14 protein-coding genes and 1 tRNA gene are annotated in these 15,079 nt (G+C 71.9%); 8 read left to right on the top strand and 7 right to left on the bottom strand.

All coding sequences use genetic code 11. The features are described from left to right. Positions 1 to 26: 26 nt before the first annotated feature. Positions 27 to 1,514: a hypothetical protein gene (locus tag AB0958_RS26120; protein WP_366892883.1), complete on the top strand. Its 1,488-nt coding sequence runs from the start codon at positions 27 to 29 to the stop codon at positions 1,512 to 1,514. A 27-nt stretch (positions 1,515 to 1,541) separates the two neighbouring features. On the opposite strand, the gene hppD is transcribed toward AB0958_RS26120, so the two are convergent. Beyond that, a complete protein-coding gene (hppD, locus tag AB0958_RS26115; RefSeq protein ID WP_366892882.1) occupies positions 1,542 to 2,690 on the bottom strand; it encodes a 4-hydroxyphenylpyruvate dioxygenase in 1,149 nt (382 codons plus the stop codon). Positions 2,691 to 2,811: 121 nt separating this feature from the next. Between hppD and AB0958_RS26110 the strand changes: the two genes are divergently transcribed. From AB0958_RS26110 to AB0958_RS26100, 3 genes are all read left to right on the top strand, one after another. Then, entirely contained in the window at positions 2,812 to 3,291 is a 480-nt protein-coding gene (locus AB0958_RS26110) for an Lrp/AsnC family transcriptional regulator (RefSeq protein ID WP_366892881.1), read from the top strand. 92 nt (positions 3,292 to 3,383) lie between these two features. Beyond that, entirely contained in the window at positions 3,384 to 3,962 is a 579-nt protein-coding gene (locus AB0958_RS26105) for a helix-turn-helix domain-containing protein (RefSeq protein ID WP_366892880.1), read from the top strand. Positions 3,963 to 3,975: 13 nt separating this feature from the next. Beyond that, positions 3,976 to 4,161 carry a hypothetical protein gene (locus tag AB0958_RS26100; protein ID WP_366892906.1) on the top strand — a complete coding sequence of 62 codons (186 nt, stop codon included), beginning with the start codon at positions 3,976 to 3,978 and terminating at the stop codon, positions 4,159 to 4,161. A 72-nt stretch (positions 4,162 to 4,233) separates the two neighbouring features. On the opposite strand, the gene AB0958_RS26095 is transcribed toward AB0958_RS26100, so the two are convergent. The 4 genes from AB0958_RS26095 to AB0958_RS26080 form a co-directional block, all read right to left on the bottom strand. Then, on the bottom strand, positions 4,234 to 5,022 hold the full coding sequence (locus AB0958_RS26095; protein ID WP_366892879.1) for a S16 family serine protease: 789 nt from the start codon (positions 5,020 to 5,022) through the stop codon (positions 4,234 to 4,236). Positions 5,023 to 5,066: 44 nt separating this feature from the next. Then, entirely contained in the window at positions 5,067 to 5,708 is a 642-nt protein-coding gene (locus tag AB0958_RS26090) for a helix-turn-helix domain-containing protein (RefSeq protein ID WP_360513204.1), read from the bottom strand. A gap of 288 nt (positions 5,709 to 5,996) precedes the next feature. Further along, positions 5,997 to 7,802 (bottom strand): DEAD/DEAH box helicase, encoded by a 1,806-nt coding sequence (locus tag AB0958_RS26085; RefSeq protein WP_366892878.1) that lies wholly within the window; start codon positions 7,800 to 7,802, stop codon positions 5,997 to 5,999. 306 nt (positions 7,803 to 8,108) lie between these two features. After that, positions 8,109 to 9,548, bottom strand: coding sequence for an MFS transporter (locus AB0958_RS26080; protein ID WP_366892876.1), 1,440 nt, complete (start codon positions 9,546 to 9,548; stop codon positions 8,109 to 8,111). 181 nt (positions 9,549 to 9,729) lie between these two features. Between AB0958_RS26080 and AB0958_RS26075 the strand changes: the two genes are divergently transcribed. The 4 genes from AB0958_RS26075 (at position 9,730) to AB0958_RS26060 (ending at position 13,538) form a co-directional block, all read left to right on the top strand. Then, positions 9,730 to 9,801: transfer RNA gene (locus AB0958_RS26075), tRNA-Cys, on the top strand. A gap of 1,069 nt (positions 9,802 to 10,870) precedes the next feature. Beyond that, the gene (locus tag AB0958_RS26070) at positions 10,871 to 11,707 is read left to right on the top strand and encodes a CPBP family intramembrane glutamic endopeptidase (protein ID WP_366892875.1); all 837 of its coding nucleotides are present in this window, start codon (positions 10,871 to 10,873) and stop codon (positions 11,705 to 11,707) included. Further along, the gene (locus tag AB0958_RS26065) at positions 11,704 to 12,867 is read left to right on the top strand and encodes a histidine kinase (RefSeq protein WP_366892874.1); all 1,164 of its coding nucleotides are present in this window, start codon (positions 11,704 to 11,706) and stop codon (positions 12,865 to 12,867) included. The genes AB0958_RS26070 and AB0958_RS26065 overlap by 4 nt, the downstream gene beginning before the upstream one ends. Beyond that, positions 12,864 to 13,538, top strand: coding sequence for a response regulator transcription factor (locus AB0958_RS26060; protein WP_366892873.1), 675 nt, complete (start codon positions 12,864 to 12,866; stop codon positions 13,536 to 13,538). The genes AB0958_RS26065 and AB0958_RS26060 overlap by 4 nt, the downstream gene beginning before the upstream one ends. Before the next feature lie 28 nt (positions 13,539 to 13,566). Here AB0958_RS26060 and AB0958_RS26055 read toward each other — a convergent pair whose 3' ends face one another. Next, entirely contained in the window at positions 13,567 to 14,736 is a 1,170-nt protein-coding gene (locus tag AB0958_RS26055) for an SUKH-4 family immunity protein (protein ID WP_366892872.1), read from the bottom strand. A gap of 135 nt (positions 14,737 to 14,871) precedes the next feature. Continuing rightward, complete coding sequence (locus AB0958_RS26050; protein WP_366892871.1) at positions 14,872 to 15,078, bottom strand: hypothetical protein; 207 nt, start codon at positions 15,076 to 15,078, stop codon at positions 14,872 to 14,874. Between the last annotated feature and the right edge of the window lies 1 nt (position 15,079).

Raw genomic sequence — 15,079 nt, 5'->3', positions numbered from 1 at the left:
GGTCGTATTGACGCACAGTGAGCGGCATGTGCGCGCTCGAGAACCGACAGTCCGGGCCCGGTACGTCGCTGCTCGCGGAGCCCGGTCCGCCGCGCCACCGGGGCCGGGTGCTGCGGCGGCTGCTGGTCGTCGCGCTGGCCTGCGGGGTGGCGGCGGGCGGGACGCTGCTGCTGTGGCCGCGCGAGCCGCACCGGGCCGCCGCACCGCGGCCGGCGGCCGGACCCCCCGCCTTCGCGGGCGCGCGGGCGGCGGCGGTGCAGGCGGCCGTCCTCGACGGCCGGCCGGCCGCCCTGCCCGACCTCACCGCGCTCATCGGCGCCCGGGAGCTGCGGGTGCGGGAGCATCCGAAGGACGCGCGGGCCTGGGCGGTGCTGGGGGCCGCGTACGTGGCGAGGGCCGGGCGGACGGACGGGACCGCCGACTACCCGAAGGCCGAACAGGCGCTGCGGACCTCGCTCCAGGTGGCCGCGAAGGGCGACACCGAGGCGCTGGGCGGGCTCGCCGCGCTGGCGAACGCGCGCCGGGACTTCACCGAGGGCCGGAAGTACGCGGAGGAGGCCCTGAAGGCGGCGCCGAAGCGGTGGGCGACCTATCCGGTGCTGATCGACGCCTGCGACGGGCTCGGCGACTACAAGGCGGCCCGCGCCGCGCTGGACAAGCTGATGGCGCTGAAGGTGGGGGCGGCGGTGAAACCGGCCGTGATGGCGCGGGCCTCCGCGGTGTACCGGGACCGGGGCTGGCGCGAGGACGCGGTGGCCCAGGTGACGGACGCGGCGGCGGCCGCGGGGACGCCCGTCGAGCAGGCCGCGTACCTGACCCAGGCCGGGCAGCTGGCCTGGGAGCGGGGCGAACGGGAGGAGGCGCTGCGGCACTTCGAGGCGGCCGTACGCCTCGACGCCGACCAGTGGGCCGCGCGCGCCGGGCAGGGGCGGGCGCTGGCCGCGCTGGGCCGCACCCAGGACGCGCTGACCGCGTACCGGGAGGCCCTCGCCCACGGGGCCGCGCCGCGGGTCTCGCTGGAGCTGGCCGAGCTGTACGAGTCGTCGGGGATGGACCGGCAGGCGCACACGCAGTTCGGGCTGATGCGGACCCAGGTGGAGAAGGAGCTGGCCGCCGGGGTCGACGACGATCTGCTGATCGGGCAGTACGAGGCGGACCACGGGGACCCCGAGGAGGGCGTGCAGCGGCTGACCGCCGAGTGGGAGCGGCAGCCCGGCATCGAGGTCGCGGACGCGCTGGGCTGGGCGCTGCACCGGACCGGCGACGACCAGGAGGCCCTGCGGTACGCGTCGATCGCCACGGACTCGACGAAGGGCGGCGGGGTGCGCAGCGCCCTGTACGCCTTCCACCGGGGCATGATCGAACGCGACCTGGACGAGGACGCCCCGGCCCGCCGCCACCTCCAGGACGCGCTGCGCGTCAACCCGTACTTCTCCCCGCTGCAGGCCCCGGTGGCGCGATCGGCCCTGGCGGCACTGGGCGAGGAACCTCCGGAGGAGCCACTGCCGGGCTGACGGCGGCCCCTCCCCGGCCTGCACCGGCTAGAGGTTGCCGCGGCGGTCCTGCTCCCGTTCGATCGCCTCGAAGAGGGCCTTGAAGTTGCCCTTGCCGAAGCCCATCGAGCCGTGCCGTTCGATGATCTCGAAGAAGACCGTCGGGCGGTCCTGGACCGGCTTGGTGAAGATCTGCAGCAGGTAGCCGTCCTCGTCGCGGTCGGCGAGGATCTTCAGCTCGCGCAGGGTGTCGATCGGCACCCGGGTGTCGCCGACCCACTCGCCGAGGGTGTCGTAGTAGCTGTCCGGGGTGTCGAGGAACTCGACGCCGGCCGCGCGCATGGTCCGTACGGACTCGACGATGTCGTTGGTGTTGAGCGCGATGTGCTGGACGCCCGCGCCGCCGTAGAACTCCAGGTACTCGTCGATCTGGGACTTCTTCTTGGCGATGGCCGGTTCGTTGATCGGGAACTTGACCTTGAGGGTTCCGTCGGCGACCACCTTGGACATCAGCGCGCTGTACTCGGTGGCGATGTCGTCGCCGACGAACTCCTTCATGTTCGAGAAGCCCATGACCCGGTGGTAGAAGTCCACCCAGTCGTTCATGCGGCCGAGTTCGACGTTGCCGACGCAGTGGTCGACGGCCTGGAAGGTGCGGCGGGCCGGGGGTTCGACGATCGGGGACGCGGCGGTGAACCCCGGCAGGTAGGGGCCGTCGTAGCCGGTGCGTTCGACCAGGGTGTGGCGGGTCTCGCCGTAGGTGGCGATCGCGGCCAGCACCACCGTGCCGTGCTCGTCCTTCAGCTCGTAGGGCTCGGCCACCGAACGGGCGCCGTGCTCGATCGCGTACGCGTAGGCGCGGCGGGCGTCCGGGACCTCGATGGCGAGGTCGACCACCCCGTCGCCGTGCTCGGCGACGTGCTGGGCGAGGAAGTGGCCCCAGGGGGTGGCGGGCTTGATGACGGAGGTGAGGACGAACCTCGCCGAGCCGTTCTCCAGCACGTAGCTCGCGGTCTCGCGGCTGCCGTTCTCCGGTCCGGAGTACGCGACCAGCCGCATGCCGAAGGCGCTGGAGTAGTAGTGCGCCGCCTGCTTGGCGTTGCCCACGGCGAAGACGACCGCGTCCATTCCCCGGACCGGGAAGGGGTCGTCCTGCCGGACCGTCGTGCCGGGAGTGTGCTGTGTGGTCTGCGTCATGCTCGAAGAGTGAACCGGGCCGACAAGGTGCGCAATAGTTTGCGTTTCAGCTGAACAATATGCTCAGCGATACGCGCGTTTCAGCGGACTTTCTGTACAGGGTGCTCATTCGGAGGCGGGCATGGCGATCGATCATCTGGACGGCCGGATCCTGGTGCTGCTGGCCCGGGAGCCGCGGATCGGGGTGCTGGAGATGTCGCGGCGGCTGGGGGTGGCCCGGGGGACCGTGCAGGCACGGCTCGACCGGCTCCAGTCGAACGGGGTGATCCAGGGGTTCGGCCCCCAGGTGGATCCGGCGGCCCTCGGCTACCCGGTCACCGCGTTCGCCACGCTCCAGATCCGGCAGGGCCAGGGACCGGACGTGCGGGCGCACCTGGCGACGGTGCCGGAGGTGCTGGAACTGCACACCACCACCGGCACCGGGGACATGCTGTGCCGGCTGGTGGCCCGCTCCAACGCCGACCTCCAACGGGTCATCGACCGGGTCGTCGGCTTCGACGGCATCGACCGCGCCTCCACGGCGATCGTCATGGAGAACCCGGTACCCCTGCGGGTCATCCCCCTGGTGGAGCAGGCGGCAGCGGACAGCGAGGGGGACTGAGCGGCACAGGAGGCGGAGCGAAGGGGAGTTGCAAAGGACTGGATGCAAAAGAGTCGTTGCAAAGGTCTCTTTGCATGGCTACGCTCAGACGCATGACCGAGCCCGAGGACCCCCAGGTCCGCAATCTCGACGCCCGCTCCCTGCGCGGGCTCGCGCACCCCCTGCGGATGCAGTTGCTGGACGCCCTGCGCTTCGGCGGACCGGCCACCGCCTCCCAACTCGCGGAGAAACTGGGCGAGTCGAGCGGCGCCACCAGCTACCACCTGCGTCAGCTCGCGGCACACGGCTTCGTCGTGGACGCTCCCGAGCGGGGCAAGGGGCGGGAACGCTGGTGGCAGGCCGCGCACCAGGGTCTGCGCTTCGACGACTCCCTGCTCACGCACACCGACCCGGTCGTCCGCGGGGCCGCCGACATGTACCTGCACGAGGTCGCCACCGCCCAGATCAGGAACCTGTCCACCTGGCTGGGCAGCCGCGCCGACTGGCCCGAGGAGTGGAACCGCGTCTGGGACATGAGCAGCGCGACGCTACGGCTCACGCCGGAACTCACCGAGGAGCTGATCGCGAAGCTGCACGCGGTCGTCGACACCTACCGCGAACTGGCCGTCGAGGACGACAGCGCGGCGCACGTACGCATCCACACGCACCTCTTCCCCATCGAGACGGACTGAGAGGCTCCCGATGCTGCACCCCGAGACCCACCTCGCCCTGCACCACACCCGCACCGCGGAACTCCACGCCGAGGCCGAGGCCCACCGCCTCGCCGGCCGGGCCCGACGCCCCCGCGCCCTGCGTACCCGCGTCGGCTGGACCCTGGTGCAGATCGGCCTGCGCCTGGCAACCCCGGTTCCGGTATCGGCGCCCCTTTAGAGACGCGACCAGCCCCCAGCCCCCAGCCCCCAGTCACCAGTCACCAGTCACCCGTCACCAGTCACCCGGAACTCAACAGCTGGGGACCTTCGTCCCCTTCTCCAGCGCCATCAGGTCGGAGACGGCGCCCTTGAGTGTCGTCACCGGCAGCAGCCTCAACCCCTGGGGCAGCTCCGCCTTCGCCTCGCCGCACTCGTCCTTCGGCACCAGGAACACCGTCGCCCCGTCCCGCCGCGCCGCCTGCGTCTTCAACGCGACCCCGCCGACGGCCCCCACGGTGCCGTCGGCGGTGATGGTCCCCGTACCGGCGATGTTCTTCCCCCCGGTGAGGTCCCCTCCGCCGCCGTTCCCGTCGAGCTTGTCGATGACCCCGAGCGAGAACAGCAGCCCCGCGCTCGGCCCGCCCACGTCGGCCAGCTTCAGCGTCACCTTGACCTTGCTCGGGCTGAGCCCGAGGTACTTCAGTGCCGCCTGGGCCGCCGCGTCCTGCGACTGCTGCATCTGCTCCGTGTTGTGCTGCTCGATCTCCTTGACGTTGCCGCCGCTCGGGTACACCGAGTCGCGCGGCATCACCGCCCGGTCCGTCCGGAACCAGTTGCCGACGACGTCGCCCAGCGACACCCGCGCGTCCGGCCCGGTCGCCTCGATCGTGGTCATCCGCAGCTGCCCGCTGGTCGTGCGGGTGGGCGCCCCGGCGACGGTGATCACCGGGGTGCCCTTGTTGTCGCCGAGGACGTTCGCCGTCATCCCGGGCTGGGCCACCGAGAACGGCAGCGGCGCGAGGACGGCCGCGCCGAGCAGGGCCACGACGGGAACCGCGCAGACGGCGACGGCCTGGAGACGCGTGAGACGTGAGAGCACGGAGTCAATCTAACGCGGCGACCTGTTCAGGCCACCGCCCCGGCTCAGCGCAGCGCCTCCGCGACCTCCCGGGCCGCGTCCACCACCCGCGCCCCGACCCGTTCCGGCACCGCGTCGGCCAGCATCACGACCCCGACGCTGCCCTCGACCCCGGTGACCCCGAGCAGCGGAGCCGCGGCCCCGCTCGCCCCGGCCTCCAGCTCGCCGTGCGTCAGCGTGTAACCGGGGTCGTCGCGCGGCGACAGCCGGGCCGACAGGATCGCCCGCCCGGCGGCCCCCCGGTCCAGCGGATGCCGGAACCCGGCCCGGTAGGCCACGTGGTAGTCGGTCCAGCTCGGTTCGACCACCGCGACCGCGAGGGCCTCGGCCCCGTCGACCAGCGTCAGGTGCGCGGTCGCCCCGATGTCCTCGGCGAGCGAACGAAGCGCCGGCAGGGCGGCCTCCCGTACGAGCGGATGCACCTGCCGCCCGAGGCGCAGCACCCCCAGCCCGACCCGGGCCCGGCCGCCCAGGTCACGCCGTACCAGTGCATGCTGTTCGAGCGTGGCGAGCAACCGGTACACCACGGTCCGGTTCACGCCCAGTCTGTTGGAAAGCTCGGTGACGGTCAGCCCGTGGTCCGTATCGGCCAGCAGTTTGAGGACCCTGAGGCCCCGATCGAGCGTCTGAGAGGTCTCCGCGGTCACGACGCCCACTCCTTAAGTGGTGAGGTCGGCAACCTCCGACGCGGCGGATGCGTCACCGAGTCCCGTCAGCGACGCGCTTCAGAGGCCGCCGATCGGCAAGGCGGCCCGGCGGCTCCGGGCCCAGTCGCTTCACGGCTGCGCTCCGCGGCGGCGCTGCCACGGGGCGTGTGCGTAGCCGGACAGTAGCGAAGGGGGTTCGCTGAGCGGAAGTCTGCGTCCAGAATCCGGTCAGAGACCGGTACGGACCACCTCGGTATGTGCCGTTATATACGCCCCGTGCCCGCGGCGTCACCGCATCCGGGTGGCCCACTCCTGCACCTTGGCGATCCGCTGCCGCAGCTGCCCGGCCGTGGCCTCCGCGCTCGGCGGTCCCCCGCACACCCGGCGCAGCTCCGTGTGGATCACCCCGTGCGGTTTGCCGCTCTGGTGCACATACGCGCTGACCATCGTGTTCAGCTGCTTGCGCAGTTCCATCATCTCCTTGTGGGAGACGACAGGCCGCCGCTCCGCCGGGAGTTCGAGGAGGTCGGCCTCGGTGTCCGGTTTCTTGCGGCTGTGCGCGATCTGCCGGGCCTGCCGCTTCTGCAACAGCAGCTGCACCTGGTCGGGTTCGAGGAGTCCGGGGATGCCGAGGTAGTCCTGCTCCTCCTCGCTCCCCGGGTGGGCCTGCATGCCGAACTCGGCGCCGTCGTAGAGGACCCGGTCGAAGACGGCCTCGGACTCCAGCGCCTCGAAGGCGAACTGCTCCTGCTCGCCGGTGTCCTCGTCCTGCTCCTTGTTCGCCTCCTCCATCTCCTTCTCGGACTCGGCGTACGGGTCCTCCTCGCCCTCCTTCTTCGGCTTGTCGAGGGCGTGGTCGCGCTCGACCTCCATCTCGTTGGCGAAGGTCAGCAGGTCCGGGACGGTCGGCAGGAAGACCGACGCGGTCTCGCCGCGCCGCCTGGACCGCACGAAACGCCCGACGGCCTGCGCGAAGAAGAGCGGCGTGGAGATGGTGGTGGCGTAGACGCCGACGGCCAGCCGGGGGACGTCGACGCCCTCGGACACCATGCGCACGGCGACCATCCACCGGTCGTCGCTCGCGCTGAAGTCGTCGATCCGCTTGGACGCGCCGGTGTCGTCGGAGAGGACCAGGGTCGCCTTGGACCCGGTGATCTCGCGGATCAGCTTGGCGTAGGCGCGGGCCGAGTCCTGGTCGGAGGCGATGACGAGGGCGCCCGCGTCCGGGATGCCCTTGCGCACCTCGGTCAGCCGCTGGTCGGCGGCGCGCAGCACGGCCGGCATCCACTCGCCGCGCGGATCGAGCGCCGTGCGCCAGGCCTGGCTGACGGCGTCCTTGGTCATGGGCTCGCCGAGCCGGGCGGCGATCTCGTCGCCGGCCTTGGTGCGCCAGCGCATGTTGCCGCTGTAGGAGAGGAAGATGACGGGGCGCACGACGTGGTCGGCGAGCGCGTTGCCGTACCCGTACGTGTAGTCGGCGGCGGAGCGCCGGATGCCGTCCTGCCCCTCCTCGTAGGTCACGAAGGGGATGGGGTTGGTGTCGGACCGGAAGGGCGTACCGGTCAGGGCCAGCCGCCGGGTGGCCGGTTCGAACGCCTCCAGGCAGGCCTCGCCCCAGGACTTGGAGTCACCGGCGTGGTGGATCTCGTCGAGGATGACGAGGGTCTTGCGCTGCTCGGACCGGTTGCGGTGCAACATGGGCCGCACGCCGACACCGGCGTAGGTGACGGCGACCCCGTCGTACTCGCGGCTGAGCGGTCCGGCGCTGTACTCGGGGTCCAGCTTGATCCCTATCCGGGCCGCGGCCTCCGCCCACTGCTTCTTCAGGTGCTCCGTGGGGGCGACGACCGTGACCTGCTGCACGACGTGGTGGTGCAGCAGCCAGGAGGCGAGCGTCAACGCGAACGTGGTCTTGCCGGCGCCGGGCGTGGCCACGGCTAGGAAGTCGCGCGGCTGCTCCTGGACGTACTTCTCCATGGCCGCCTGCTGCCAGGCCCGCAGTTTGCTGGCGGTACCCCAGGGCGCCCGGCCCGGGAAGGCCGGCGACAGGTGGTGGGAGTTGGAGGAGGACGGGGAAGCGGCGGTGGTAGTCACGGTCTCCGTAGTAGGGGGTCGCGAGGTGTACGAGGGTCGGGTGACTCCGTATGACAACCGGGCCACCCTACCGGCGTGCTGTGGCTGTCAACGCGCGGACGAGGCCGGGTCACCCCGGGGTGGGACCCACGTCACAGATCACGAAGCCGGGCCGGAGTAAGGGCGCGGGACCGGGGCACGGAGCCGGGTCGAGGTCAGGAAGCGGGTCGAGGTCAGGGACCGGACCAGGGGCACGGAGCCGGACCAGGGGCACGGAGCCGGACCAGAGTCACGGAGCCGGGACAGAGTCACGGAGCCGGGACAGAGTCACGGAGCCGGGTCGGGATCGCGGAGCCGGGTCGTCACCCAGGTCCCGGCGAGCGCCACGGCCGCCATCGGCAGGAAAACGGCGGCGAAGGCGGCGGGATGGGAACCGGAGTGCGCCGCCCCGGTCATGCTGCCGCCGCCGAGCCCGGCGAAGGCCGCGCCCGCGGCGGCGAGCAGCACCACGTTGGACAGGGCGTCGGAGATCTGCAGGGCGGCGGAGTTGGCGCCGGCCTCCTCGGGGGCGGAGAGCCGGAGCATCAGGACGCTCGCCGAGGCGATCACCAGCCCCATCCCGAAACACCCGAAGGCCCAGGCGACGGCGACGATCCAGGCCGGCACGGCGGGCAGGAGCACGCTGGGGGCGGTCGCGATCGCCGCCGCGACCAGCACCATGCCGAGGGTCATCAGCCGTTCCCGGTACGGCTGCACGCGCGGCCGCGCCTGCACCCACGAGCCGATCGCCCAGGTCACCCCGCCCGCCGCCAGCGAGAACCCGGCGAGCGTGGGCGACAGCCCCCGCTGGGTGACGAGCATCAACGGCACGAAGGACTCGGCGGCCAGGAAGGAACCGGCGGCGACGCCGCGCAGCAGCACGACCGAGGGCAGCCCGCGCGCGGCACGGTACGTCCCGCGGGGCAGCAGCCCGCGCACGGCCGGCCCTAGCAGCGCGGCGCCGACGGCCCCCGGCAGCAGCGACAGCCACCGCAGGTCCTGGGCCGCGTACTGGAGGAGCCCCGCACCGAGGGAGATGCCGAGGGCCAGCCGGATCCGCCGCCGGTCGAAGGCCTCCTGTCCCCCGCCCGGCACCGGTCCGCCGGCCCGCCGCTGGATCTGCGGCAGCGCGAGTGCAACCGGGAGGACCACCAGCGCCGGGATCCCGAGGAACACCCACCGCCAGCCGAGCTGCTCGGTGACGGCGCCGGCGGCCAGCGGCCCGACGATGGACGGCACGACCCAGCCGGCGGCGAAGGCGGCCATGATCGCGGGCCGCAGCCGCTCCGGGTAGGCCCGCCCGACGACCACGTACAGCGCGACGATGACCAGGCCGCCGCCGAGCCCCTGCACGGCCCGCCCGAGGACGAACACCCCCATGCTCTGGGCGGTCCCGGCGACCACGAGCCCGGCGGCGAAGGCCCCGATCCCGGACGTCAGCGCTCCGAGCGGCCCCCTGCGGTCCGACCACTGCCCGGCCAGCACCATCCCGAACAGACTGGTCGTGAAGTACCCGGAGAAGGCGAACGCGTACGACGACACCCCGTCCAGCTCCCGGGCCGCGACCGGCATCGCGGTACCCACGGCGGTCGCCTCGAAGGCGATCAGCAGCACGACGGAGACGATCCCGACGCTCAACGCACGGTACGACCGGCCGAGCACGCCCTCGTCATCGGCTCTGTCTGCTGTCTCGTGCGCGACGGTGTCGCTCGGCTCAAGGACGGTCATGCCGACCACGGTAAGGCCCACAACCGGGTATGGCCCCTGTCGAGAGCCGTACCCCGCCTCGGACCTTGGTCGTAGACCCGGTAGCCGCCCCTTTCATGAACGCCGTGTGGCAGTCGCGTTGCACCCCCGCGGATCTCCTTGCTCCCCTCCCGCACGCCCCCTACCTTCGACACACGGACACGGCCGTGTGCCCGAGTGGCTTAGGGACTCGCCTGCAAAGCGAGGTACGTGGGTTCAATTCCCGCCACGGCCTCTGACTGCCTGACCAGGCAGAACGCGAAGGGCGGCACCCCAGAGGGGGTGCCGCCCTTTCGGCGTCCGTCCACTTCCACCAGTGCTAGCCGCCCGACGTGCCGCTACCACCGGTCGTGCCGCTACCGCCCGTGGTGCCGCTACCGCCCGTGGTGCCGCTACCACCGGTCGTGCCGCTACCGCCCGTGGTGCCGCTACCACCGGTCGTGCCGCTACCGCCCGTGGTGCCGCTACCGCCGGTCGTGCCACTACCGCCGGTCGTACCGCCACCACCCATCGTGCCGCTACCGCCCGTCGTGCTGCCACCACCCGTCGTGGTGCCACTGCCCGGCGTGCCACCACCCGGCGTGCCGTTCTGCCGGTTCCCGAAGTTGCACGTTGCGCCCGTCTGACAGATGAACACAGTGCCCTTGTTCCGACCGTTTTTTCGACCGTTGTTACCACCGCTGTTCCGACCGTTATGGGAACCGCCATTGCAGTGGTTGTAGTTGCATGACCGATCTGGGCTACGCTGCTGGGCCGTCACCACTTTTTGCGCGACCGGTTGTTGCACTGAAGCGGACGCACTGTCAAGAACCCCACCCACGAGCATGGGCGGTATTGCCAGAACGGCAACGACGAGACTCCTACGCATGAGTTGACTCCTCGCGGCACATCGATTTCTAAAAGAAGACCGAGGTTAACCCTCGCTGGCCGAGAACCGGCTCTTTTTCATGGTGTCGCGCGACGCCCACGTCCGCACTCGCGGTTACACCACTACTGGGCAACCACCCGAGGCACATGACCCACCGACGATGGCGAAACCAACGTTACTACTCGTGGGCCGGGATGCCTAACGCTAGGACCGCCCAGTGCGGTTGAGCGATAAATAGGTTCCGCATCAACGATTTTCTCGACCATGAGCGCCGTATTCCAACGACAACGCAACAGGGCGGCACCAAAACGAGCCTTGTCCCCCGTGCGAGCTACGTGCGGGTGTCCTCCGAGCGGTGACGATTTCGGGGCGGCCGGTCCCTAGCGTCGGAGGCGTTCGCGGCGCTTCGGCCGCGCGTCCCTGGGAGGAAGTCGTCATGAGGGTGTTCTGGCAGCTGCTGGCCGTCGCGGCCGTCTCGTTGGCCGGTGGGCAGGCGGTCGCGGCGGTGGACGGGAACTGGTTCCTCACTCTGGTGCTCGGCCTGCTGACCGCCGTGGGAGCGGTGTGCGTCTACCGGTGGGTGGTAGGGCGGACCGAGCACCGGCCGGTGACGGAGGTGGCGCGGGACGGCGCCCGGGCGGCAGCGGGGCGCGGGGCGCTGATCGGCGTGGCGGTGTTCACCGGGGTCATCGTGAACATCGCCCTCCTCGGGGACTACACGGTGCACGGCCTGGGGTCGGTGACGGGCGCGGTGGGCCTGGTCGGGTTCATGGCCGCCGCCGCCACCACCGAGGAACTGCTGTTCAGGGGGGTGCTGTTGCGGATCGTGGAGGAGCGCTTCGGGACGTGGATCGCGCTCACGTCGACCGGTGCGCTGTTCGGGACGATGCATCTGTTCAACAAGGACGCCACCGTGGGAGGCGCCCTCGCCATCGCGATCGAGGCCGGCGGCATGCTCGGCGCCGCGTTCGTGGCCACCCGCTCCCTGTGGCTGCCCATCGGCCTGCACTTCGGCTGGAACTTCGCCGAGTCCGGCCTCTTCGGCACCGAGGTCTCCGGCAGCGGGGCGCAGCACGGGCTGCTGGACGCCACGACCTCGGGGGCGCGGCTGGTCACCGGCGGCGAGTTCGGGCCTGAGGCCAGCGTCTACTCGGTGCTGCTCGGGGTGCTGGTGACGCTCGCGTTCCTGCGGCTGGCCCGTCGGCGGGGTCACCTGATGCCCCGTCGCCGTCGGGGCGCTCCGGCCGACGCCGTCGCTACACTGCCCCGGTGATCAGTCCTCGGCAGCTGTCCGGGTGGTGGCACCGGCTCGACGTCCGGGTCCGGGATCTGCCCCTCGGGCTGCTCCTCCTGGCCGGGTCGTTCCTGCCTGCGCTGCACGGCAAGGGCACCGAGGTCGGGGAGCTGCCGACCCGCCCCTTCGACGCATGGGCCCTCCTGGTGCTCGGCCTGGAGTCCCTGCCGCTGGCGGTGCGCCGACGGTGGCCGGCCGGCTGTCTCGCCCTGGTGTCGCTGGGCTTCGCCGTCGACCAGCTGCGCGGCTACCACGCGGTCGCGGGGACCGCCCTGCCCCTCGCGCTGATCAGCACCGGGGCCCATCTGGAAGGACACCGGCGGGCCGCCGCACTCGGGTTCTCCGCGGCCTACGTGCCGTTGGCGGTCGCGCTGTACCGGCTGGGGTCGGGCGGCGAGACGGTCACCGGGTTCGTGACCTTCTACCTGGTGCTGGTCCTCGCCTGGGGCGCCGGGGCCTGGCTGCGCGCCAACCGGATCGCGGAGGCCGAACACCGGCTGCGGGTCGCCGAGGACACCCGCACGGCCGAACGCACCCGGATCGCTCGCGAGTTGCACGACGTGGTGACCCATCACGTGACGGCGATGGTCGTGCAGGCCGAGGCGGCACGGTATCTGACCGCCGCGCCCGACCGGCTCGACCGGACCCTGGCCGCGGTCGGCGACACCGGTCGGCGTGCCATCTCCGACCTGCGTCATCTGCTCGACCTGCTCGACCCCGACCCCGCCCCCGGCACGGAGCCCAGGACACCGCCCGCGGGCCGGCTGCTCACCCTCGTGGAACGGACGCGGCAGGCCGGGCAGCCCGTGGAGTTCACCGAGGAGGGCATGCCCGGCCCGTCCGCAGGCAGCGCCGACCTGGTGGCCTACCGGGTGGTGCAGGAAGCTTTGACGAACGCCCTCAAGTACGCCCACGGCGGCCGCACTTCGGTCCGGGTGGTGCACAGCGAGAAGGAGATCACCGTGGAGGTCGGCACGGACGGGTCCGGTTCGGCCGCGGCGTCCCCCGGCGGGGGCGGCCGCGGGCTCGCCGGTCTCCGGGAGCGGGTGACCGTCCTCGGCGGCGAGTTCAGCGCGGAGCCCGCCACCGACGGCGGCTTCACCGTCCGGGCCCGGATACCAGCGGGGAATCCCACGTGACCGCCGCGAGCGACGCCCCGCTGCGGGTGCTGGTCTGCGACGACCAGATGCTGGTCCGCACCGGCCTGGCGACGATCATCGACGCCCAGCCGGACCTGACGGTGGCCGGTGAGTGCGGGGACGGGCGGACCGCGGTCGACCTCGCCGCCCGGCTGCGCCCCGACGTCGTGGTGATGGACATCCGGATGCCGGTCCTGGACGGCATCGAAGCCACCCGGCTGCTGGCCGGCGCCGGGGTGCCGCATCCCGTGAAGGTGCTTGTGGTGACGACGTTCAACCTGGACGAGTACGTGTACGACGCCCTGCGCGCGGGTGCCAGCGGCTTCCTGCTCAAGGACGCGCCGCCGGACCGGCTGCTGCACGGCATCCGGACCGTGGCCACCGGTGCGGCCCTGCTGGACCCCGAGGTGACCCTCCGGCTGGTGGGCCGGTACGCGGCCCGGATCCGGCCCTCCGACAGCGGGGCACGGCAGGACGTCCCGCTGACCCCGCGTGAGCTCGAGGTGCTGCGTCTGATCGCGGACGGCCGCTCGAACAGCGAGATCGCCGCGGCCCTCGTGATCAGTCAGGAGACCGTCAAGACCTTCGTGTCCCGCATCCTCGCCAAGCTCGGTCTGCGCGACCGGGTGCAGGCCGTCGTCTACGCCTACCGCCGGGGCCTGGTGACCTGACGGGCCCGCCCCGTGTCCGGCCGGGCGGCTACAGGACCCCGCCGGCCTCGTCCTGGAACAGCTCCGTCCAGTAGTGCCAGTCGGCGTCCGTCGTGGTGGGGGTGGGGTCGATCGTGGCGAGGGTGTGGAGCATGGTGGCGGCGAGCTGGTCGTAGGCCTCCGTGGTGAGCTCGTGGTGCAGGTGCTCGTCGATGGTGCGCTCGTGATGGAGGAGCCAGAGCGTGTACGCGAGGGTGGAGATGTCCGTGTTGAGGGGGTAGAGGGTCGCCTCGGGCTCGGAGAAGTTGAGGATCGCGCCCGTGCCGCCGTCCACGACCAGGCTGTTGTCCTCCACCAGGTGGCCGAGGCGTATGAGGCGGTCGGCGTGGGCCGGGAGGCCGTCCGCCGGGAAGCCGCCCGGGTGGATGTCGGTGAAGTACTCGGTGAGGGTGGGGAGCGCGGCGTCCGGGTCGAGGTGGAACAGGACCGCGCGCTCCGGCAGCCCGGTCTCGCGCAGGAAGCGGCGGGTCGGCTCGTGGGTGAGCGTGGGCGGGAAGTCGACCTCCTCGAAGCGGGCCACCCGGCCCTGCCCGAACTCCTGGTCCAGGAGCCGGGCCGGCAGGTCGAGGGTGAGCCCGGAGTCCGTGCCGGGGCCCGCGACGAGGCTGAGGGGGCGGATCAGGGCCGTCGCCTTCCAGTACGGCGGGACCCGGCCGTCCGTGCCCTCCTCGAAGAGCTCCAGGAGCTTGCGGGAGGCCTCGGTCGCCGTCTTCGTGCCGTAGGTCCCGGCGAGGGACGCGAAACGGCCGCGCAGGCCCGTCAGTTCCTCGGTGACCGCGGCGAAGCGCAGCAGGGTCTCCAGCGAGGGGGCGAGCGGGCGCGGGTCGGCCGGGTCGGCGAGGTGGGCCGTGGTGATCTCGCCCGTGCCGCCGTCGAGGAGGATCGACTCGGCGTCCAGGCCGACCGGGGCGAGCAACTGCCCTATCACCAGCCGGTCCCGCAGCTCCTCGGCGAGCCGGGACGGGCCGTCGGTGACGTCGGCGAGGGTGCGCAGGCCCGCCGTGCGCAGCGGCTCGAACGTCAACAGGCCTTCGGTGTCGGGCAGTTCGGAGCCGGTGAGCCAGCTGCGCGTCGGTTCGTGCGTGATGTACCTGTCCAGTTCAGCCTCGGTCAGCGTGATCGCCGCCGCACCGCTGCCGGTCGTGCTGATCGTGCTCATCGCTGCCCCCGCGATCACAGAGTTCACAAATTCACGTCGTGTGAGAAGTCGAATGAAAAGTGCGGCGAACCGCGCGTCCCCCACTGCCCAGAACACTACGCCGCCCCACTGACAACGCCCCGCAGAGGAAGGACGTCAGGAGGCCCGCGCCCGTTCCGCGTGCGCCGGAATCGCCTCCGCCGTCTGTTCCACGGTGAGCCCGGAGGTGTCCGGCCACAGTCCCAACGGCTCGGTGCACCGCCGGAGTTCCCGGCCGTCCCGGGGCTCGGGGCCGGGACCACCACGGGAGACGGCACCCGTGTGCCCGTCCCCCGCGATGACGACGCCCCCTCGCGGAGTCACC

Origin of the sequence: Streptomyces sp. NPDC006655, assembly GCF_040703965.1 — a bacterium.
Taxonomy (GTDB): Bacteria; Actinomycetota; Actinomycetes; order Streptomycetales; family Streptomycetaceae; genus Streptomyces.
This window is presented reverse-complemented; position numbering and strand designations above follow the sequence as displayed.

Coding starts and splice junctions, on each gene's coding strand:
- AB0958_RS26055 (WP_366892872.1), bottom strand. CDS start 14,736: ATGAGCACGATCAGCACGACCGGCAGCGGTGCGGCGGCGATCACGCTG.
- AB0958_RS26080 (WP_366892876.1), bottom strand. CDS start 9,548: ATGACCGTCCTTGAGCCGAGCGACACCGTCGCGCACGAGACAGCAGAC.
- hppD (WP_366892882.1), bottom strand. CDS start 2,690: ATGACGCAGACCACACAGCACACTCCCGGCACGACGGTCCGGCAGGAC.
- AB0958_RS26110 (WP_366892881.1), top strand. CDS start 2,812: ATGGCGATCGATCATCTGGACGGCCGGATCCTGGTGCTGCTGGCCCGG.
- AB0958_RS26120 (WP_366892883.1), top strand. CDS start 27: ATGTGCGCGCTCGAGAACCGACAGTCCGGGCCCGGTACGTCGCTGCTC.
- AB0958_RS26070 (WP_366892875.1), top strand. CDS start 10,871: ATGAGGGTGTTCTGGCAGCTGCTGGCCGTCGCGGCCGTCTCGTTGGCC.
- AB0958_RS26105 (WP_366892880.1), top strand. CDS start 3,384: ATGACCGAGCCCGAGGACCCCCAGGTCCGCAATCTCGACGCCCGCTCC.